Below are 19,952 nucleotides of genomic sequence, written 5' to 3'. Positions count from 1 at the left end.
ATGGGACGCATCATCTGCTGCGGTCTCGGCCCCGGTGATCCCGATCTGATGAGCGTGCGTGCCGATCGCACGGTGCGAGGCGCCAGCCACGTCGCCTATTTTCGCAAGAAGGGCAGGCCGGGCCAGGCGCGCCGCATCGTCGAGGGCATGCTGGCGGGCGGCGTCACAGAATATCCGATGGAATATCCTGTGACGACCGAGATTGCTTTCGACAGCCCCGAATACGTGCAGCTGCTCGCAGGCTTCTATGACGAATGGGCCGAGCGCCTGGCGCGGCTTTCGCGCGCCGTCGACGTCGTCGTGCTGTGCGAGGGCGATCCCTACTTTTACGGATCGTTCATGCATCTGCACACGCGCCTGCAGGGCCGCGTCGAGATCGAGGTGATCGCCGGCATTCCCGGGATGGTCGGCTGCTGGAACGGCGTCGGACAGCCGATCGCGCTCGGCGACGACGTGACGACGGTGCTGATGGGGACGCTCCCCGAGGCCGAGCTCGAACGCCGCATGCGCGATTCCGATGCGCTGGTCGTCATGAAGACCGGCCGCAATCTGGCAAAGGTGCGCCGCGCGCTTCGCTCCGCCGGGCGGCTGGACGATGCCTGGCTGGTCGAGCGCGGCACCATGCCGGGCGAGCGCGTGGTGCGGCTCGCCGAGATCGACGCGGGCGATTGTCCTTATTTCGCAATCGTGCTCGTGCACGGCAAGGGCCGGCATCTGGACGCCGCCGAATGACGGGCACCCTGACCATCGCGGGCCTCGGTCCGGGCAGCGAGGCGCTGGTGACGCCGGAGGTCACTGCTGCGTTGGCCGCGGCGACCGACATCCTAGGTTATGCGCCCTATGTCGCACGCGTGCCGCCGCGGCCTGGGCTTACCCTGCATCCCTCCGACAATCGCGAAGAGCTGCTACGTGCGAGCGAAGCCCTGCGGCTTGCCGCCGAAGGCGGCCAGGTCGTGGTCGTCTCCTCTGGTGATCCCGGCGTGTTCGCGATGGCGTCCGCCGTGTTCGAGACCCTCGAACAGGCGCCGCAATGGCAGGGACTGCCGATCCGCGTGCTGCCCGGCGTCACCGCAATGCTGGCGGCAGCGGCACGCGCCGGCGCGCCGCTCGGCCATGATTTCTGCGCGATCAACCTTTCCGACAATCTCAAGCCATGGGCTGTGATCGAGAAACGCCTGCGCCTCGCGGCGGAAGCCGATTTTGCCATCGCGATGTACAACCCGCGCTCGGCGAGCCGGCCGGAAGGATTTGGCCGGGCGCTCGCGCTGCTTCGCGAGGCCGGCTGCGGCGAGCGTCTCATGATCTTCGCGCGCGCGATCAGCGCGGCTGATGAAAAGATCGAGATCGTGACGCTGAACCAGGCGACGCCCGAGATGGCCGACATGCGCACGCTTGTCATCCTCGGCAATTCGCAGACACGCCGCGTCGGCCGCTGGGTCTATGCGCCGAGGCGGGTAGAATGACCGAGCCATTGTATCACGTCGGTGACGCGCTCAACCCGTCGGCGCTCGGGAAGCTGCGGTCGCGCGATCATGATTACGGGAAGGCCCAGCGTGCGGGCCGCGTCGATCTTGGCGCGTGCGCCGTCGCCGCCGGAATTGCGGGCAACGATCCACGCGATGCCGCGCGTGCGCATCATCGCCAGCTCACTATGAAGCGTGAACGGTCCGCGCGACACGATCACATCGGCCGCGAAGGGCAGGGTCGCGTCGGGCGGGTCGACGAAGCGCAGCGTGTAGGCGTGCTGCGGCTTCGTCGCGAATGGCGCAACGTGCTGGCGGCCGATGGCGAGGAACACGTTTGCGGGTGCATCCGGCAGCGCGGCAACCGCAGCATTGACATCAGCCACCTCGATCCAGGTGTCGTCGGACGCCTTGATCCAGGGCGCGCGTTCGAGTGCGAGCAACGGCGTGCCCGTCTGCGCGCACGCCTCGACCGCGTTGCGGCTCATCTCGGCCGCGAAGGGATGCGTCGCATCGATCACATGCGTGATGCCTTCGGCGCGGATGTAATCCGCAAGTCCGCTCACGCCGCCGAAACCGCCGATGCGGGTCGGCAGCGGCTGATCGGCCGGCGCGCGGGTGCGGCCGCCATAGGAATAGACAGCGTCGATGCCGGCGCGCGCGATCTCCGCGGCGAGCAGGCTCGCATCGGCCGTTCCGCCCAGAATGAGGGCGCGAATCATGTCTGAGCCCTGGCTGACCATCATCGGTATCGGGGAAGATGGCCTTGCCGGGCTGTCGGAGGCAAGCCGAAAGGCGCTTGCCAAGGCCGAAACCGTGTTCGGCGGCGAGCGCCATCTTGCGCTTGCCGACATTGGCAGCCGCGGCCGTCCGTGGCCGGTGCCGTTCGATGCGAATGTCGTGCTGAGCTGCCGCGGCAGGCCGACGGTGGTGCTCGCCTCCGGCGATCCGTTCTGGCATGGCGCCGGCGCGAGCCTTGCCGAGAAGCTCGGTGGCGACGAGTGGATCGCGCATCCCGCACCTTCGACCTTCTCGCTCGGCGCCGCGCGGCTGGGGTGGCGGCTGGAGTCGACCATTTGCCTCGCCCTGCACGCTGCCCCATTCGAACGTCTCGTTCCGTATCTGGCGCGCGGTGCGCGCATCATTTGCCTCTTACGCGATGCCGCGGCGGTCGACGATCTCGCGAAATGGCTGACCGAGCGCGGCTGGGGCTCCTCCACATTCTGGACTCTCGCCGCCCTGGGCGGGCCGAATGAAAGCGTCGGAAAATATCGCGCCGAAAGCTGTACGCGTGCGCCGGACGGAAATCCGATCGCCGTGGCGATCGAGGCAGAGGGAGGGCAGGGCATTGCTCGCAGCTCGGGCCTGCCGGACGACGTCTTCGTTCACGACGGCCAGATCACCAAGCGGCCGGTGCGCGCGCTTGCGCTCTCGGCGCTGGCGCCGCGTGCCGGCGAGCGGCTGTGGGATATCGGCGCTGGTTCAGGCTCGATCTCCGTGGAGTGGGCGCTGGATGGTGGGACGGCGATTGCGGTCGAGGCGCGCGAGGATCGCGTCGCGAACATTCGCAAGAATGCGGCGGCCTTCGGTCTGGCACATCGGATCACAGTCGTCACGGGCAGGGCACCGGAAGCTCTTGCCGGGTTGCAAGCGCCGGATGCCGTCTTCATTGGCGGTGGTCTCGACGAAGTGTTATTTGATGCGATCTGGACGCGGCTCTCGCCGGGTACGCGGCTCGTGGCGCATGCTGTGACGCTGGAGACGGAAGCTCTGCTCGGCGAGCTGCATCAGCGTCACGGCGGCGAACTGATGCGGGCCGAAATTTCGCATGCCGCCCCGCTCGGCCGCTATCGGTCGTGGGAGGCAGCACGCCCCGTGGTGCAGTGGAGTGTGGTGCGATGAAAGTCGCCGGTTTAGGCTTCAAGCGCGACGTGACGCTGACTTCGCTGCGCGAAGCGCTGCTGGCTGCCGGCGGTACGGAAGGGCTTGCGGCGATGGCAACTGTCAGCGACAAGGCCGATACCGAGGCGCTGAAGCAGCTCGCACGCGAATGCGGCGTGCCGATCAGGGCCGTTCCGGCCGCGACACTGGCCGGGATCGACACCCCCACGCAATCGAAGCTCGTCGCGGAGAAGTTCGGCACCGGATCTGTGGCCGAGGCCGCGGCGCTCGCGGCCGCCGGTCCGCGCGCGCGGTTGATTGCAACACGGGTCGTCTCTCAGGATCGCGCCGCGACCGCCGCGATCGCGGAAGGAGACGGTCCATGACGGTGCATTTCATCGGCGCCGGCCCGGGCGCACCCGATCTGCTGACGTTGCGGGGCCGCGATCTGATCGCGGCCTGTCCGGTCTGCCTCTATGCCGGCTCGCTGGTGCCGGAGGGCGTGCTGGCGCATAGCCCGCCCGGTGCGCGCATCGTCAACACCGCGCCAATGTCGCTCGATGAGATCATCGCCGAGATCACAGCTGCGCATGCGGCAGGCCTGGATGTCGCGCGGCTGCATTCCGGCGACCTCTCGATCTGGTCGGCGATGGGCGAGCAGCTGCGCCGTTTGCGTGCGCTGGGGATTCCCTACACGGTGACACCCGGCGTTCCCTCGTTCTCGGCTGCCGCAGCCGCGCTGGAAGCCGAGCTGACGCTGCCCGGTCTTGCTCAGACGGTCGTGCTGACGCGCACGCCGGGCCGCGCCAGTGCGATGCCCGAGGGCGAGAAGCTCGCCGCGTTCGCGGCGACCGGCGCGGTGCTCGCGATCCACCTCTCAATCCATCTGCTCGACCAGGTCGTCGCCGAGCTCACGCCGCATTACGGCGCGGATTGCCCGGTCGCGATCGTCTGGCGCGCGAGCTGGCCGGAGCAGCGCATCGTGCGTGCGACGCTCGCAACGCTCGATGCGGCCGTGGGTGGCGAGATGGAGCGCACGGCGCTGATCCTGGTCGGCAAGACGCTTGGCGCTGCCGATTTTGACGAGAGCCGCCTCTACGCCGCCGATTACGACCGCCGCTACCGGCCCGTCGGTGCCGAGCCGCGCTTTCCGGAGGCGTCGTGATGGCGGCAAGCTTCGTCATCTCCGCGCCGGCCTCCGGTGTCGGCAAGACCACGCTGACGCTGGCGCTGGCCCGCGCCTGGCGCAATCGCGGCTTGAACGTGCAGTGCTTCAAGAGCGGCCCCGACTATATCGATCCCGCCTTCCACGCCGCGGCCACTGGGCGCGCCTCGGTCAACGTCGACAGCTGGGCGATGGATCGCAGCACCATCGCGCATCTCGTCAGCCGTGCTGCCGATGCAGATGTCGTGCTCGCCGAGGGATCGATGGGCCTGTTCGACGGTGTCGCTACGCGCGGTGTCTCCGGCACCGGCGCCACCGCCGACATCGCGGAGATGCTGGGCTGGCCCGTGGTTCTGGTGATCGATCCCTCCGGCCAGGCGCAGACTGCGGCAGCGATCGCCGCCGGCCTGCGCGATTACCGCGCCGGCGTGCGCCTCGCCGGCGTCGTGCTCAATCGCGTCGCCAGCCCGCGCCACGAGGATCTGGTGCGGCGCGCGCTGAACGAGGCCGGCATCAAAGTGTTCGGCGCGCTGCCGCGCCACGCCGAGATCAGCCTGCCGAAGCGGCATCTCGGTCTCGTGCAGGCCGAGGAGCAGGCGGAGATCGGCAAGCTGATCGACGAGGCCGCGCGCTTTGTCGCCGAGCACGTCGATCTCGATGCAGTGCTCCACGCGGCAGGCAAATGGTCGCCGCAAGCTGCGGCGAACGGCTTGAACGTGACACCGCCCGGCCAGCGCATCGCGCTGGCGCGCGATGCGGCGTTCTCCTTCATCTATCCGCATATGCTGGAAGCCTGGCGCGCAACGGGCGCCGAGATCGTGCCGTTCTCGCCGCTGGCCGATGAAACGCCCGATGCGAGCGCCGACGTGTGCTGGCTGCCGGGCGGCTATCCTGAGCTGCATGCGGGAAAGCTCGCGGCCAACACGCGCTTTCGCAGCTCCTTGCGCGCTTTCGCCGAGACGCGGCCCGTGCATGGCGAATGCGGAGGCTATATGGTGCTGGGTGCAGGCCTGACCGACGCCGACGGTATCAGCCATGAGATGGCGGGGCTGCTTGGTCTCGAGACCAGCTTTGCCAAGCGCCGCATGCATCTCGGCTATCGTCTTGCCGCACTGGCTGCGCCGATGCCGGGGCATCGGCCTGGCGCGCGCCTGCGTGGCCACGAGTTCCACTATTCGACCATCCTTGCGCAACCTGATACGCCACTCGCGGTCGTGCACGACGCCACCGGCGCGGTCATTGCCGAGACCGGCTCGCGCCGTGGCCATGCCACCGGCACGTTCTTCCATCTGATCGCGGAGGATCGGTGAGCGGCTTCGTCTCTTTCGTTTCCGCCGGTCCGGGCGATCCCGAACTCCTCACGGTGAGGGGCGCCACGCGGCTGCGCGAGGCCGACGTCGTGCTCTACGACGATTTGGCCTCCGGCGCGATCCTCGATCTCGCCCGGCCCGGCGCCAATCTCGTCGCGGTGGGAAAGCGGGCCGGGCGCCCTTCGACCAAGCAGCACCACGTCAACCGTCTCCTGGTCGACTATGCCGCAACCGGCGCGCGCGTGGTGCGGCTCAAGTCCGGCGATGCCGGCATTTTCGGCCGGCTCGAGGAGGAGATCGAGACGCTGCGCGAAGCCGGCATCGGCTACGAGATCATTCCCGGCGTCACCTCCGCCTGTGTCGCCGCCGCCCAGGCCGGCATTCCCCTGACCCGCCGGCATACCTCCCGCCGGGTGCAGTTCATCACCGGCGCTGACGTCACCGGCGAGCTGCCGCCCAATCTAAATTGGGCGGCGCTGGCCGATCCCGAGGCGACGACCGTGGTCTATATGGGCCGGCGCACCTTTCCGGCGCTTGCCGCAAAATTGATCGCGCACGGGCTCGCTCCTAACACTCCGGCGCTGTTCGCCGAATCCCTCGGGCGTCCCGACGAAAGGCTGGTCCGCACCACGATTGCCGAGCTCGCCGAGCAGCTTGGGCGCGGCGGCGCCGCTTCCACTGCCGCCGTCATCCTGTTCGGCGCGCTGGCGGGAGAATATCCGGCATGAGCGCTCCTGCAGCGGTTCGCCCCTTGACGCCCGCGATGCGAAAGGGGCACACAAGAGCGGCATGGTGCTCGACGCGGCGCAAAGCGCCGGAGCATAATCGGGAATGGGGAAGGGCGGACCCAGTTGCGGCGCCCAAAACCCCAGCCGCCCCCGCGACTGTAAGCGGTGAGGGGCTCCGAACCGCCACTGGACCGCAAGGTCCGGGAAGGCCGGAGAACCCAGTGAACCGCGAGCCAGGAGACCGGCCGTGCACGTATTGAGGCCAACGCCGTCGGGTGTGACGGCAGGAAGGAATTGAGCCATGCATATCGAACCCGGGATCGTGACGGGCGCCAAGCTCGTATTGAGTTATGCAACCGGCATCGCCGCAGGCGGCGTTGCCCTGAAGCTCGCGGTCGAGACCGTGCGCGAGCAGGGCATCGGCTCGTTCGCGGCGCGGACGCTGGCCACCACCGCTCTCGTCTTCGTTTTCTTCGAGATCCTGCCGCACTTCCCTGTCGGCGTCTCCGAAGTGCACTTCATCCTCGGCTCGACCCTGTTCCTGCTGTTCGGCGCTGCGCCTGCGGCCTTCGGCCTTGCGTTCGGGCTGCTGCTTCAGGGCATGCTGCTGGAGCCGGTCGACCTGCCGCAATACGGCATGAACGTCACCACGCTGCTGGTGCCGCTGTTCGCTATCCAGGCGATCGCCTCGCGGATCATTGCCCGCAACACCGCCTATGTCGATTTGAAGTACGGTCAGGCGCTGGCGCTTTCGACCACCTATCAGGCCGGCGTGATCGCCTGGGTGGCGTTCTGGGCGCTCTATGGCTCCGGCTTTGCGATCAGCAACCTCGCCAGCATCGCAACGTTCGCCGCCGCCTATGCGCTGGTCATCGTGATCGAACCGCTGGCCGATCTCGCCGTGCTGGCGCTGGCGAAGTCGCTGCGCGGCGTCACCGCGCCCGGCCTCGTCACCCCGCGCCTTCACAACGTGGCCTGAGAGACCAGCGAACGGGCGGCCGCTCTGGCCGCCCGTCGCGCGCGCGATGCTCACGCTCTCTCTGATAGGCATCGGTTGCGGCGATCCCGCGCAGCTCACGCGCGCCGCCGTTGACGCCATCAATGCGGCCGATCTCATCCTGATCCCGCGCAAGGGAACGACGAAATCCGATCTTGCTGATCTCAGGCGAACGATTTGCGCGGATGTCCTGACCAACGGCAAGACCGTCGTCGTCGAATTCGATCTTCCAGTCCGCGACGCCGGTGAAGCTGACTACCGCAAGGGCGTCGACGATTGGCACGATGCGGTGGCCGCCACCTGGTCGCAGACGATCGCTGGGCATCTCGAAGATGAAGGCAAGGTCGCGCTGCTGATCTGGGGCGATCCTTCGCTCTATGATTCTTCGCTACGCATTGCGCGGCGGCTCCATCCCTTGCCGAAGATCGAAGTCGTGCCAGGCATCACCTCGATCCAGGCGCTGTGCGCGGCGCACGCGCTGCCGCTCAACGACATCGGCGAGCCGTTCCTGGTCACGACCGGGCGGCGCTTGCGCGATGGCGGCTGGCCGGCGAATGTTGATACAATCGTGGTGATGCTCGACGGCGGCACGGCGTTCCAGTCGCTCGATCCGGCCGGGCTTCACATCTGGTGGGGTGCCTATCTCGGCATGCCCGATCAGATCATCATGTCCGGCGCGCTGGCCGAGGTCGGCCCGCGCATCGTCGCGTTGCGGCAAGAGGCGCGCGAGCGGCACGGCTGGATCATGGACAGCTACATTATCAAGCGCAGGCGTTGAGCGAGGCGGCATGCTTCCCGAATGGATTTATCAGAACTGCCCCGAGGTCTCCGTGGGTGATCGCGAGGCTGCCATTGCGCGGCAGGCGCAGCTGACGAAGCCGACCGGCGCGCTCGGCCGGCTCGAGCAGCTCGCGATCGAGCTCGCGGGCTTGCAGGCGACCGGGCAGCCGCGCGCTGCGTGGGTGCCGATCATCATCTTCGCGGGTGACCACGGCATCGTCGCGCAGGGCGTGTCGGCCTATCCGCAAGCCGTCACCATCGCGATGATGGCGAATTTTGCCTCCGGAGGCGCCGCGATATCGGTGCTGGCGCGCGAGCTGGGTTCGAGCCTCGAGGTGGTCGACGCCGGCACGCTGGCCGAGGCCCAGATGGCGGGAATCGTCACCGACAAGCCGCGCAGCGGCACCCGCGATTTCAGTGTCGAGGCCGCGCTCACGCCCAAGGAATTGGCCTTCGCCTTCGAGGCCGGCCAGCGCGCGGTCACGCGTGCGGCGCTCGATCGACCCGATCTCTTGATCTTCGGCGAGATGGGCATCGGCAACACCACGACGTCGGCGGCGATTGCTGCGAGCCTGCTCGGTGTGAGCGCCGGGGAGATCGCGGGCAGCGGCACCGGCGTCGATGCGGTCGGCCGCGCGCACAAGGCGCGGGTGATCGATGCGGCGATCGCGCGCCACGGCGTCACTGGGGCCTCGGTCGAGAAGATCCTGTGCGCGGTCGGCGGCCTCGAAATCGCGGCGATCTCGGGCGCGATCATCGCGGCCGCGCAACGCCGTATCCCCGTGTTGATCGACGGCTTCATCGTCTCGGTGGCGGCGCTGGCGGCGGCGCGCCTCAATCCGTCCTGCCAGCCGTTCCTGTTGCCCTCGCACCAATCGGCGGAGCAGGGACATCGGCTGGTGTTGCGCGCGCTGAACGTGCAGCCGCTGATCAGCCTCGATCTCAGGCTCGGCGAGGGGTCGGGGGCCGCGATCGCGCTGCCGCTGGTCCGCTCGGCCTGCGCACTTCACAATGGCATGGCGACGTTCGCGCAGGCCAACGTGCCGGATCGGCCGTCTTGATGCGGCTCAAGCCACGCGCTGGTTGACCGAGACGACGCGCCAGCCGCCCGCGAGCCGGTCGATCCGGGTCAGCGACAGCGGATCGATCACGAAGCGCAGCGCAGCTTCCGGTGTCAGATCGAGCGCGACGCAGAGCGCGGCCCGAATGGTGCCGGAATGGACGACCAGCGCCGCGGAGCCTGCGCCAATCTGCGCCAGGCCGAGGCGGACGCGGGCGACCTGATCCGCAAAGCTTTCGCCGTTCGGCGGCCGTCCGTGCGCGGGATCGCGCCAGACCTGCGCATAGGCCTCGCTGCCGGTCGCGGCGAGCTCGTCATGCCGATGGCCGGTCCAGTCGCCGAAATCCTGCTCGCCGAATTCGCTGACCAGCTCCGGTTCGAGTCCCAGGGCGCGCGCCGTCTCGACCGTGCGACGGGCCGGGCTGGCATAGCCGGCGACATCCGCGGGCAAGCGCTGCCTGAGAGCCGCCAATGCCGCGTGATCGCCGAGGTCGGCCCGCGCATCGGGTGCATGGATCGTCCCGGGCACGCCCGCGACGGCCGCATGCCTGATCAACCAGAGGAAGGTCTCGCCTTCCATGCTCATCTCCAGGGAAGTTGGTTGCTGTGGCCGCAACGCCGCAATTGGCACATTGACTCTGTCTTGGTGGTAATCCTAGATGCTCGCGACGGTTTTCCCGAGAGGGAATGAAAAGGGAATGCGGTGCGGGGAAAATTGTCCCCAATGCCGCGGCTGCCCCCGCAACTGTAAGCGGTGAATCCTTCGTCACGAGCCACTGGGTCCTCGGTCCCGGGAAGGCGACGAAGCGGTCACGACCCGCGAGCCAGGAGACCTGCCGTCAGCCGTGGTCACACGCGAAGATGTCGGTCGGGGAGTACAGACATTCGGCTTCATCGGACGGCTGCAAGGCCAAAGGTGAGACCTCGTTCGCTGTGACGTGCCACTGACGTCATACCGAGGTTTTGACCTGTGTCTTCCATCCGTATCGCACGACCGCGCCGCGTCCTGCTGGTTTCCGCCGCGTTCACGTCCTTTGCCGCTCTCGGTCCGCCTGCCGCTCTGGCGCAGCAGGCCCGAGAGTCGCTGCCGCCCATCGAGGTGTCGCCCCCCCAGGCGCGCAAGCCGGCCAAACCGGTAGCAGGAGCGGCGCAGAGCGCGCGCCGCGCGGCGGCGCGCAGGCCGGCGGCTGTATCCGCCGCGCCAAAACCCGTCGTGCCGGATTCGACGGTGCAGACGCCGCTCAACACCAATGCCGTTGCCGAAAGCGCCTCGCGGCTCGGCCTGACCGTGCGGCAGACGCCTGCGACGGTCGAGGTGATCTCCGCCGAAACCATGCGCGAGCAGGGCTATCGCACCGTATCCGAGGTGGCGCAGGGCGCCGTCGGCGTCAGCTCCGGCGACAACCCGGCCGAACCTTCCGCCTTCTCCATGCGCGGCTTCACCAACAGCCAGATCAACACGCTCTACAACGGCATCAAGATCGGTCCGCAGAACATGACCTCGCGGATCGTGGATACCGCCAATCTGGAGGCGGTGGAATTCCTCAAAGGCCCGGCCTCGCTGATTTCGGGCGAGGGCGCCGCAGGCGGCGCCATCAACTTCGTCACCAAGCAGCCGCACACCGGACCGATCAGCAACGAGGCCGATTTCTCCTGGGACTCGCTGAACTCGTTCCGTGCCCATTACGGCTCCGGCGGCAGCACCAATGTGCAGGGGCTGGACTATCGCTTCGACATCAGCCGCTCCACGCTCAACGGCTTTGCCGACGACACCAATGTCAAGACGTTCGGCACGTCCGGCCAGCTTAATTACCGCATCTCGGACAGTCTCAAGATCTGGGGCGCGCTCGAGTACCGCGAAGACCGCTCGAAGGCCTATTGGGGCGCGCCGCTGGTGCCGGTCGCCTTCAGCGGATCGCACGCGACGACGGGGATCGTCTCCGGCAATTACGTCTCGAACTACAACGGAACGAATCTCGGTGCCGTCACCATCGACGACCGCACCTTCAACACCAATTACAACGTTCTCGATAACCGCAACGTGGCGCAGGAAGTGTGGCTGCGTGGCGGCTTCGAGCTGAAGCTCGCGCCTGACCTCACGTTGAAAAGTCAAGCCTATGGCTATGGCGCCGAACGGACCTGGTTCAACAACGAGATCGAGGCGTTCAACTCGACCACGAACCTGGTCGATCGCGAGCGCTTCTATGTCGCCCACAGCCAGCGGCTGGTCGGCAACATCACCGACCTGATCTGGGACACAAATATCGCGGGCTTCGACAACCGGCTGGTCACGACGCTGTCGTCGAGCTATCTCGATTTCGTCAGGCCCGGCGCGGCAAACTTTCCCGGTGATTCCGTTTCGCTGGTCGACCCCAACCGCGGCTTCTACGGCCTGCTCACGACACAGCAGCAGACCGCGCGCATCGACAACGAGGCGCTGTCATTCGAGGACAGGCTCAAGCTGACGCGCAGCTTCGCGCTGATCGGCGGCCTCCGCGTCGAGCATATCGGGCTCGACCGCAATTCGACCGACAAGAACGGGATCGTGAAGGCGGGCTTCCCGTTCACGAAAGACTGGGCGCCGGTGACGGGGCGCATTGGCTATACCTGGGAGGCCGTTCCCGGCCTGACCTTCTTCAGCCAGTACGCCACCGGCGCCGACGTCGCAGCCAACAACATCTTCCTGCTCTCGCCCGCCCAGCCGCTCGACCTGACCACCGCGCGCACCTACGAGACCGGTGTCAAGCACCTGTTCTGGGACAACCGGGCGGAATGGTCGTTCTCGGCCTACGACATCCTGCGCAAGAACGTCTATGCGGCGGCCGGCGGCATGCAGCTGAACATCGCTGGGCGGCAGGAGTCGAAGGGCATCGAGCTTGCCGCCTCGATACGCCCGATCGAGCCGCTGCGGCTGTGGGGTAATATCGCCTATGTCGATGCGCGCTATGCCGACTACAATTTTGCCGGCGGCTCGTTCTCCGGCAACACGCCGCCAAACGTGCCGCGTATCGTCGCCAACGCCGGCGCATCGTACCGGTTCTTCACACCCTGGCCGGTGGAGCTCGGCATCACCGGCCGTCACGTCGGCGACCGCTACAACACCGACGCCAACGTCGTGACGATGAAGGCTTACACCGTGGCCGACGTCTACGCCTTCGTCGACATCCCCAAGACCGTGTTCAATGCAGTCGACCGGGCGCGCCTGACCTTCCGGGTCCGCAACATCACCGACAAGCGCTACGCGGTCTGGGGCGATCCGTTCTATCCGGACCAGATCCTGTTGGGCGCGCCGCGCACCTATGAAATATCGGCCGCGTTCAAATGGTGAGGCCTTGAGCGCATGATGGGCGCGATCGTCCTCGCGCATCGCTGGCTCGGCATCGCGTTCTGCCTGCTGTTCGCGATGTGGTTCGCGACTGGAATCGTGATGCACTTCGTTCCGTTTCCGTCGCTGACGGAAGCGGAGCGATTTGCCGGACTCGTGCCGGTGGATCGCGGCGAGATCAGGATTTCGGTCGCGGACGCCGTTGCGGCGAGCGGGATTGCCGATGCGACACGTGTTCGGCTGATCCAGCGGAGCGATGGACCGGTTTACGTCGTCTCCGGCCCCGCAGGCTCGCGAGCGGTCAGCGCCTCCGATGGAGGAGACGCGTCGGTGACATCAGCCGAGATCGCGCTCACCATCGTGCAAGCTTATTCACGTCAGCGCGGGCGCGACGCGCTACGCGCCGCGATCGTCGCGCGGTCGGACTACGATCAATGGAGCGTGCCGAACGGTTTTGATCGCCATCGGCCCTTGTTTCGCGCCGCTCTCGGCGATGCCCCTGGAACGGAGGTCTACGTTTCGTCGCTGACCGGCGAAGTTGTCCTGGATACGACGCGCAGCGAGCGCGCGTGGAACTGGGCCGGCAGCGTGCTGCACTGGATCTATCCGACGGTTCTGCGCAGCAGCTGGGCGCTGTGGGATCGCGTGGTCTGGACGCTGTCGCTGCTGGCCCTGATCGCTGCATTGCTTGGCGCGGCGCTCGGAATCGTGCGTGTGAGGATGCGGGGACGCCAGCTCTCGTCGCCCTATCGTGGCTGGCACGCCCTGCATCACGTCATCGGTCTTGTCGCGACCGTGTTCGTGCTGAGCTGGATCTTCAGCGGCTGGCTGTCGATGGATCACGGCCGGATGTTCTCGCGCGGGCAACTGACACCGGCTGAGGCCGCCGTGGTCGATGCCGCCCCGGATTGGCGAGACGCGTCGTCGCTCGATCCGCAGCCAATATCGCCGTTGGCCCGCGAGGTCGAATGGTTCGCCTTCGACGGGAAGGTCTATCGGCGCGATCGGATCGCGCTCGGCCACCAGACTTTGATCAGGGCAGGGGACGCGCCGCGCGATGGACCGGCGCCATACCTGGACAGGCAGGAGATCGGCGACCTGACGGCGCGCCTTGGCGCCGGCTGTGCCGCACCGTTCCTGCTCGCCGGCAACGACGACTATCCGGCGCAATCCGCACTTCCGGGGGCTCCTGTCTACCGCACGACCTGCGGCGATCTCTGGTTCGATGTCGATGCCGCCGATGGCAAGGTGCTGCAAAGACTGGACCCGTCGCGCCGCGTCTATCGCTGGCTCTACCGTGCGCTGCACACGCTTGACTTCCCGATTCTGCTGGCTCATGCGCGGCTGCGTGACGCTCTCATTGTCGGGCTCTGTACGCTCGGGCTGATGTTCTCCATCACCGGCATCGTCATCGGTTGGCGGCGCTTGCGGGCATGGTTGGCCGCCTGAGGCAGGCCGCAAAGGACACGTATGGGTCGGCAGAGCAGCGATGCGCCGAGCGGCAGCACGGTCTCTTTTCGCCGGCTGCCTTTCGGTGTAGCTCTGCGGCGGCTTGAAAACGGCGGACGCCCGGAATGACGGCGGCCCGGATGAGCGCTGCGACATCTGGGTTCTTGCCTGCGGCATTCCCGGGTATCGCAGCGCTAACCCGGGCTACGATCCCCTGCGTTGCCTGATGACCGGCGAGACATGGACAACAGCCGTCACCCCAGCAAGCGCGTGTCCCTTGCGGGAATGCACATCGACCGGACCTCGGCGGTGCCGCTGCATTTGCAGATCGCGGCTCACATCCGCGACGGCATCCTGCGCGGCGCCTTTGCGGCCGGAACGCAATTTCTGGGATCGCGCGAGATCGCGCGCGAATTGGGCTGTTCGCGCACTGTGGTGCTGACCGCCTGGGATCTGCTCTATGCCGAAGGCTATCTCGCATCGACGCCGCGCGGCAGTGTCATGGTGGCCGCCGTTGCGGCTGCGCATGTGGAGCCGCCGTCCGCCGCCTCGCCCGCGGCCGAGCCTGCCCACATGTCGGAGCGTTGGCGATCGCTGCTCGGCCTCGACTACGAGACCAATTGGCCGTCCGTGTTCGCCCCCGGCGCTCCCGACGTTTCATCGTTCCCGTTCAAGCAATGGTCGCGCCTGCTGCGCCAGGCCTGGCAAAATCCAAGAGAGCAGGAGTGCCTCGATCTTCCGCCCGAAGGCCATCCGCAATTGCGGAGCGAGATCGCGAACTTCCTCGGCTCCGTGCGCGGTCTCGTTTGCTCGCCGGAAGAGGTCGTCGTCACCTCCGGCACATCGGGGGCACTGGATTTCTGCAGCCGGATGATCCTCGATCCCGGCGACGAGGTCTGGGTCGAAGAGCCCGGCTTCGTCGAAGCGCGATGGGCGCTCACCGCGGCTGGCGCAAGGCTCGTTCCTGTACCGGTCGACGACAAGGGGCTGGTCGTCTCGGAGGGAATCCGGCGCGCACCGGGTGCGCGGCTGATCGTGGTCACACCGTCGCATCAATATCCGCTCGGGGTCAGCATGGGGCTGGAGCGGCGGCTCGAACTGCTCGACTGGGCGAACAAGAACGACGTCTGGGTGATCGAGGACGATTACAATTCGGAGTTCAGGCACCAGGACAGCATGATTGCCTCGCTGCGCTCGCTCGATCGCGAGGGCCGGGTAATCTATTTCGGCACCTTCTCGAAGATCATGATGCCGAACCTGCGGCTTGGATACCTCGTCGCGAACAGGCATTTCATCGCAGGATTCGCCAAGGGCCGCGCGCGCATCGACGTGCACACCTCCGGCATCGGACAATTCGCTTTGGCAGAATTCATGCGGGAAGGGCATCTGCTGCGCCACTTGCGCACAATGCGGCGGGTCTATGCTGCCAGGCGCGGGGCGCTGATCGATGCGATCGCAGCGCTGATGCCGGATGACCTGACCGTGTCCTCCGCCGTCACCGGCCTGCACCTGGTGGCGCTGTTCACCGAGACAATGCAGGCGCGGATGAGCGATCGGGAGGCGGCCGCGGTCCTGAAGCGGGCCGGCATCCACGTGCAACCGCTGGCGCAGAATTTTCTGGAACAGCCGACGCGGCAAGGCCTGGTGTTCGGCTACGGCCGGCTGCGCATCGAAGATGCTGCTCCGCTACTTGCGAGAATCGCAGCCTGCATCAGTGCCGCTTCTCGCAACGCACCATCTAATCCGCTCTCTTACTGATCGTACAATAGAGAGAGGCTGAGCCGACTGCCGTGCATAGCTCCTAGGCACCTGAAGATCCCCCGCCGCCGATTTGATCGCCTGCAAATTAGACAGCTGAACCGGTCGCTTGGATTGCGGTGCAACAGACATCGCGATTTACTCAGAGAAATCCGTGGTGCGCCGCACGTCTCCGGTGTGGACCAGCGCGCACTCGCGTGCTGTCTGTGCAGGCACCGCTGCACCAAAACGTGCACCCTTCGGCGCGCTGCGCCGCGCCGGCAGCTGCTGGCCCAGCGAATTGCGACAACTCTGGCCCTATCGTAGGCCAGCGCTCTGTCGCACGCTCGCAGACGATGGCATGAGAGGGGATGCATCATGAGCGCACTCGGTTCGGCATTCGAGGTTGCGATGGACGGGAAGGACCCGGCGCCGGGTCCGGACGTCACGCGTAGCTGACTGTGCAGATGAGCTACTCCGGCAATCACTGGGAGGTCGGCACCGATATCGGTGGCACCTTCACCGACATCATCGCGATCCGGCGCGATTCCGCGGAAGCGCGAATTGCGAAGGTGCCGTCGCGCCCCGACGCACCGGTGCAGGCGATGCTGGAGGCGATCGAGGCGGTGGGCCTGCGCAAGAGCGAGGTCAAGCGCTTCGTCCACGGCACCACGCGCGTCACCAACGCGATCGTCGAGAACCGGCTGCCGAAGGTGGCGCTGGTCGCGACCGAAGGCTTTGCCGACGTGCTCGAGATCGCCCGCTACCGCCGGCGCGATCTCTACCGTCTCGACATTCCCCCGAAATCGCCGCCCTTGGTGCCGCCTGAACGCTGCTTCGGGCTCGCCGAGCGCCTCGATCACGAGGGCCGGGTGCTCAAGTCGCTCGAGGAAGCGGAAATTGAACGCCTGGTGGCGTGGCTGAAGGGGACCGGCGTCCAGAGCGTCGCGGTCGCGCTCCTTCACGCTTATGCCAATCCGGTGCATGAAAAGATGATCGGCGAGCGGCTCAGGAGCGTCGTCGCCCATGTCTCGCTCTCGCACGAGGTCAACCCCGAGGCGCGCGAATATGAGCGGACCTCGGCAACCGTGTTCAACGCCGCCGCGATGCCGATCGCGGTCCAATATCTCAGCGAGCTGGAGCAGCGGCTGCCGATCGGGCCCGGCCTGCAGGTGTTTCACTCCGCCGGCGCCATGGTTCCGATTTCGGCGGTGAAGCAGCGTCCGCTGGTGATGGCGATGTCGGGCCCGGCGGCGGGCGTCTCGGCGTCGGTCAGCATCGCGCGCCAGCTCGGCTGCGCGCGCATGCTGACCTTCGACATGGGCGGCACCACGACGGACGTGTGCCTGATCGTCGACGGCCAGGCCGAAATGACCGACGGGCGCATGCTCGGCGACAAGCCGCTGCGCCAGCCGATGCTCGCGGTGCATTCGATCGGCGCGGGCGGCGGATCGATCGTGCGCAACGGTCCCGGCGGCCTGACGGTGGGGCCGGAGAGCGCCGGCTCCGAGCCGGGCCCGGCCTGCTATGGCCGTGGCGGCACGGAGCCCACCATCACCGATGCCAATGCCGTGCTCGGCTATCTCAATCCCGAGACCAAGCTTGGCGACCGCATCGGCATCGACATCGAATCCGCCAAGGGCGTCATCGCGCCGATTGCCCGCGCGCTCGGGCTGAATCTGACAGAAACAGCGCTCGGCATCATCAAGGTCGCGAACGCGACCATGGCCCGCGCGCTCCGCCGCGTCACGGTCGAGCGCGGCATCGACGGCCGCGATTGCACGCTGCTGGCCTTCGGCGGCGGCGGCCCGATGCATGCCGCGGGCCTCGCCGATCTCTACGGCATTGCGGAGGTGGTCGTGCCCAGTGCCTCGAGCGCATTCTCGGCGCTGGGCTGCCTCACCGCTGATTTCAGCTTCCTGCAGCAGCAGACCCTTCGCGCTGTGCTTGACGGCATCGATCTCGCCCGCGTCTCGGAACGGATCGAGGCCCTGATTGCCGATGCATCCGCGCCGCTGCTCGCAAACGGAGTTGCGAAGGCGGAGATCCAAGTCGAGCTGGTGGCCTTGATGCGCTATGCGGCGCAGAACGACGCGATTCCGGTGCCGTTCACACTGCCGGTCGATGTCGCCAGGCTGAAGCAGGATTTCCTGGCGCGGCATCATGAGCTGTTCGGCTATGCGACCGGTGAGCCCTGCGTCATCGAATCCGTGCGGGTGCAGGCGCGTCGCCCGTCGACGACCATCGTCAGCCGGCCGGCGACGGCGGCGAGGGCGGTGTCCATGGCCACGCGCACCTGCTCGTTCGACGGCTTCCACGACATCGCAACCGCGATCCTCGACCGCGCCTCGCTCGCCGAGACCATCAATGGTCCCGCCATCATCGAAGACGCCTGGTCGACGGTGGTGGTACCGCCGGGCTGGCAGGCGAGGCCCGATAAATCAGGCAATTTGTTCCTGACGCGGAGGGCGGCGTGAAGCTCGATCCGTTCGTCGTCGAGGTCATCAGGCACGGGCTCTCCGCCGCGGCGGAGGAGATGAGCCTCGTCATGACGCGCTCGGCGCGCTCGCCGCTCCTGCGCGAGGCCGGCGACCTCTCGTCTGCGATCACCGACGGCCATGGCGGCCTGGTCGGGCAGGGCCGCGACATCCCGATCCATCTCGGCGCGATGGCGTATACGATCCCTGAACTCTTGAAGGTGATGCCGCGTGATGGCTTGAACGACGGCGACGTCGTGATCTACAATATCGGCGCGCTCGGCGGCAATCATCTCAACGACGTCAAGGTCGTGCGTCCCGTCTTCTTCGAGGGCGAGATCGTCGCCTTCGCGGTCAGCCTCGCGCATTGGCCCGACATCGGCGGCACCTGGCCCGGCAGCTATTTCGCCAAGGCCGTCGATACGTTTCAGGAGGCGATGCGGATTCCGCCGGTGCTGATCGCGAGCGCTGCCGGCCTCAACACGCCAATTGTGCAGCTGCTCAAGGCGAATGTTCGCGATGCCGAATCCTGCGAGGGCGATCTTCTTGCTCAGATCGCGGCGACCAAGGCCGGCGAGAAGCGCATCGTCGAGCTCTGCCGCGAGCATGGCAAGGCCGTCTTTATGGCGGCGCAGTCGCGCCTGCACGATCTCTCCGAAATCGAGATGCGCGAGGCGCTGCGCGACCTGCCGGATGGCGTCTACGAGGGCGAGGATTATCTCGACGACGGCAGCGCAAACAACGCGCCGGCGCGCATCCATGTGAAGATCACCATCGCCGGGGATGAAGCGACCTTCGACCTCTCCGGAAGCTGCGACCGCGTCTCCAATTTCTGCAACACGACGCCGTTCATGGCGCGCTCGGCTGTCGCCTATGCTGCGCGCATCATGAGCGGACGCGACATGCAGCAGAATGCCGGCGCGCTGCGCCCTCTGACCATCATCACGCGCCCGGGCTCGATCCTCGAGCCCGGCTGGACCGCCTCCGTTGCCGCCGGCAATCACGAGACCTCCATGCGCATCGTCGATGCGATTTTCCGCGCCATGCAGGACACCATTCCCGAGCGCCTGTCGGCGGGCGGGGCGACCACCGCGGGCGTGCTGTTCTTCGCCGAGCCGCGGCCGAACGGGTCGTGGAAGATGCTCTATGAAGTCCATGGCGGTGGCGAAGGCGCGCGGCACGATCGGGCCGGCACGTCCGCAACCCGCGTCCATCTGTCCAACACCTCGAACACGCCGGTCGAGGTGATCGAGGCGAATTACGCGATCCGGCTCGAGCAGCAGGCCATTCGCCGGAATTCCGGCGGCGCAGGCGCGCATCGCGGCGGTGACGGCTCGGTCCGCACCTACCGCATCCTCGCGCCATCGATGCACCTGACCACCTGCGTCGAACGCATGGTGATGGCGCCCTGGGGCATGCAGGGCGGCGATTCTGGCAAGGCCTGCCGCGTCTCGCTGGTCCGGCAGGGCGCCAACGTCGCCATCGACGGCAAGTCGAACCTGGTGTTGCAGCAAGGCGATCTCGTCACGATCGAGATGTGCGGTGGCGGTGGCTACGGCGCCGTTCCGGCGGAGTGAGGC

At 67.0% G+C, this 19,952-nt stretch carries 17 protein-coding genes and 2 riboswitches; of the genes, 15 read left to right on the top strand and 2 right to left on the bottom strand.

Features of this window, described 5'->3' with window-relative positions; genetic code table 11:
* Together P0R31_RS20230 and cobJ are read left to right on the top strand one after the other, a co-directional pair.
* Complete coding sequence (locus P0R31_RS20230) at positions 1-732, top strand: precorrin-2 C(20)-methyltransferase (RefSeq protein WP_275515816.1); 732 nt, start codon at positions 1-3, stop codon at positions 730-732.
* Positions 729-1,463: a precorrin-3B C(17)-methyltransferase gene (gene cobJ, locus P0R31_RS20225; protein ID WP_275515815.1), complete on the top strand. Its 735-nt coding sequence runs from the start codon at positions 729-731 to the stop codon at positions 1,461-1,463. Before P0R31_RS20230 ends, cobJ begins: the two co-directional genes overlap by 4 nt.
* On the opposite strand, the gene P0R31_RS20220 is transcribed toward cobJ, so the two are convergent.
* On the bottom strand, positions 1,439-2,185 hold the full coding sequence (locus P0R31_RS20220; RefSeq protein WP_275515814.1) for a cobalt-precorrin-6A reductase: 747 nt from the start codon (positions 2,183-2,185) through the stop codon (positions 1,439-1,441). The two genes, cobJ and P0R31_RS20220, sit on opposite strands and share 25 nt — an antisense overlap.
* Between P0R31_RS20220 and cbiE the strand changes: the two genes are divergently transcribed.
* The 8 genes from cbiE to cobT all read left to right on the top strand — a co-directional run bounded on the left by cbiE (position 2,184) and on the right by cobT (position 9,385).
* Positions 2,184-3,365 (top strand): precorrin-6y C5,15-methyltransferase (decarboxylating) subunit CbiE, encoded by a 1,182-nt coding sequence (gene cbiE, locus P0R31_RS20215; RefSeq protein ID WP_275515812.1) that lies wholly within the window; start codon positions 2,184-2,186, stop codon positions 3,363-3,365. The two genes, P0R31_RS20220 and cbiE, sit on opposite strands and share 2 nt — an antisense overlap.
* Entirely contained in the window at positions 3,362-3,730 is a 369-nt protein-coding gene (locus P0R31_RS20210) for a cobalamin biosynthesis protein (protein ID WP_275515811.1), read from the top strand. Before cbiE ends, P0R31_RS20210 begins: the two co-directional genes overlap by 4 nt.
* Entirely contained in the window at positions 3,727-4,509 is a 783-nt protein-coding gene (gene cobM, locus P0R31_RS20205) for a precorrin-4 C(11)-methyltransferase (protein WP_275515810.1), read from the top strand. The genes P0R31_RS20210 and cobM overlap by 4 nt, the downstream gene beginning before the upstream one ends.
* A complete protein-coding gene (locus tag P0R31_RS20200) occupies positions 4,509-5,819 on the top strand; it encodes a cobyrinate a,c-diamide synthase (RefSeq protein ID WP_275515808.1) in 1,311 nt (436 codons plus the stop codon). The genes cobM and P0R31_RS20200 overlap by 1 nt, the downstream gene beginning before the upstream one ends.
* The gene (gene cobA, locus P0R31_RS20195) at positions 5,816-6,547 is read left to right on the top strand and encodes a uroporphyrinogen-III C-methyltransferase (protein WP_275515807.1); all 732 of its coding nucleotides are present in this window, start codon (positions 5,816-5,818) and stop codon (positions 6,545-6,547) included. The genes P0R31_RS20200 and cobA overlap by 4 nt, the downstream gene beginning before the upstream one ends.
* A 45-nt stretch (positions 6,548-6,592) precedes the next feature.
* Positions 6,593-6,811, top strand: a riboswitch (cobalamin riboswitch).
* A 37-nt stretch (positions 6,812-6,848) separates the two neighbouring features.
* Positions 6,849-7,526 carry an energy-coupling factor ABC transporter permease gene (locus tag P0R31_RS20190; protein WP_275515806.1) on the top strand — a complete coding sequence of 226 codons (678 nt, stop codon included), beginning with the start codon at positions 6,849-6,851 and terminating at the stop codon, positions 7,524-7,526.
* A 46-nt stretch (positions 7,527-7,572) separates the two neighbouring features.
* On the top strand, positions 7,573-8,322 hold the full coding sequence (gene cobF, locus P0R31_RS20185; RefSeq protein WP_275515804.1) for a precorrin-6A synthase (deacetylating): 750 nt from the start codon (positions 7,573-7,575) through the stop codon (positions 8,320-8,322).
* 10 nt (positions 8,323-8,332) lie between these two features.
* Positions 8,333-9,385 (top strand): nicotinate-nucleotide--dimethylbenzimidazole phosphoribosyltransferase, encoded by a 1,053-nt coding sequence (gene cobT, locus P0R31_RS20180; RefSeq protein WP_275515803.1) that lies wholly within the window; start codon positions 8,333-8,335, stop codon positions 9,383-9,385.
* Between the two features lie 6 nt (positions 9,386-9,391).
* Here the strand turns inward: cobT and P0R31_RS20175 are convergent, their stop codons facing one another.
* Positions 9,392-9,964, bottom strand: a complete 573-nt coding sequence (locus P0R31_RS20175; protein WP_275515801.1) for a histidine phosphatase family protein — start codon at positions 9,962-9,964, stop codon at positions 9,392-9,394.
* Positions 9,965-10,036: 72 nt separating this feature from the next.
* A riboswitch (cobalamin riboswitch) is annotated at positions 10,037-10,239 on the top strand.
* A gap of 115 nt (positions 10,240-10,354) precedes the next feature.
* On the opposite strand from P0R31_RS20175, the gene P0R31_RS20170 reads away from it, so the two are divergent.
* The 5 genes from P0R31_RS20170 (at position 10,355) to P0R31_RS20150 (ending at position 19,949) form a co-directional block, all read left to right on the top strand.
* Positions 10,355-12,712: a TonB-dependent receptor gene (locus P0R31_RS20170; protein ID WP_275515799.1), complete on the top strand. Its 2,358-nt coding sequence runs from the start codon at positions 10,355-10,357 to the stop codon at positions 12,710-12,712.
* Between the two features lie 12 nt (positions 12,713-12,724).
* Entirely contained in the window at positions 12,725-14,158 is a 1,434-nt protein-coding gene (locus P0R31_RS20165; protein WP_275515797.1) for a PepSY domain-containing protein, read from the top strand.
* Between the two features lie 240 nt (positions 14,159-14,398).
* The gene (locus P0R31_RS20160) at positions 14,399-15,916 is read left to right on the top strand and encodes a PLP-dependent aminotransferase family protein (RefSeq protein ID WP_275515795.1); all 1,518 of its coding nucleotides are present in this window, start codon (positions 14,399-14,401) and stop codon (positions 15,914-15,916) included.
* A 446-nt stretch (positions 15,917-16,362) separates the two neighbouring features.
* Positions 16,363-18,372, top strand: coding sequence for a hydantoinase/oxoprolinase family protein (locus P0R31_RS20155; protein WP_275515794.1), 2,010 nt, complete (start codon positions 16,363-16,365; stop codon positions 18,370-18,372).
* Positions 18,369-19,949, top strand: a complete 1,581-nt coding sequence (locus tag P0R31_RS20150) for a hydantoinase B/oxoprolinase family protein (protein ID WP_275515792.1) — start codon at positions 18,369-18,371, stop codon at positions 19,947-19,949. The genes P0R31_RS20155 and P0R31_RS20150 overlap by 4 nt, the downstream gene beginning before the upstream one ends.
* Positions 19,950-19,952 lie beyond the last annotated feature (3 nt).

The organism is Bradyrhizobium yuanmingense, from assembly GCF_029167105.1.
Classification (GTDB): domain Bacteria; phylum Pseudomonadota; class Alphaproteobacteria; order Rhizobiales; family Xanthobacteraceae; genus Bradyrhizobium; species Bradyrhizobium yuanmingense_A.
The sequence above is the reverse complement of the archived record's forward strand: the minus strand, read 5'-3'. Positions and strand labels throughout refer to the sequence as shown.

Bases quoted from the DNA above. Each gene is read 5' to 3' on its own strand.
- P0R31_RS20200 (WP_275515808.1), top strand. From the start codon at position 4,509: ATGGCGGCAAGCTTCGTCATCTCCGCGCCGGCCTCCGGTGTCGGCAAG.
- cobT (WP_275515803.1), top strand. From the start codon at position 8,333: ATGCTTCCCGAATGGATTTATCAGAACTGCCCCGAGGTCTCCGTGGGT.
- P0R31_RS20165 (WP_275515797.1), top strand. From the start codon at position 12,725: ATGATGGGCGCGATCGTCCTCGCGCATCGCTGGCTCGGCATCGCGTTC.
- P0R31_RS20230 (WP_275515816.1), top strand. From the start codon at position 1: ATGGGACGCATCATCTGCTGCGGTCTCGGCCCCGGTGATCCCGATCTG.
- P0R31_RS20220 (WP_275515814.1), bottom strand. From the start codon at position 2,185: ATGATTCGCGCCCTCATTCTGGGCGGAACGGCCGATGCGAGCCTGCTC.
- cobM (WP_275515810.1), top strand. From the start codon at position 3,727: ATGACGGTGCATTTCATCGGCGCCGGCCCGGGCGCACCCGATCTGCTG.
- cbiE (WP_275515812.1), top strand. From the start codon at position 2,184: ATGTCTGAGCCCTGGCTGACCATCATCGGTATCGGGGAAGATGGCCTT.
- P0R31_RS20160 (WP_275515795.1), top strand. From the start codon at position 14,399: ATGGACAACAGCCGTCACCCCAGCAAGCGCGTGTCCCTTGCGGGAATG.
- cobJ (WP_275515815.1), top strand. From the start codon at position 729: ATGACGGGCACCCTGACCATCGCGGGCCTCGGTCCGGGCAGCGAGGCG.
- P0R31_RS20155 (WP_275515794.1), top strand. From the start codon at position 16,363: ATGAGCTACTCCGGCAATCACTGGGAGGTCGGCACCGATATCGGTGGC.
- P0R31_RS20210 (WP_275515811.1), top strand. From the start codon at position 3,362: ATGAAAGTCGCCGGTTTAGGCTTCAAGCGCGACGTGACGCTGACTTCG.
- P0R31_RS20175 (WP_275515801.1), bottom strand. From the start codon at position 9,964: ATGGAAGGCGAGACCTTCCTCTGGTTGATCAGGCATGCGGCCGTCGCG.
- cobF (WP_275515804.1), top strand. From the start codon at position 7,573: ATGCTCACGCTCTCTCTGATAGGCATCGGTTGCGGCGATCCCGCGCAG.
- P0R31_RS20190 (WP_275515806.1), top strand. From the start codon at position 6,849: ATGCATATCGAACCCGGGATCGTGACGGGCGCCAAGCTCGTATTGAGT.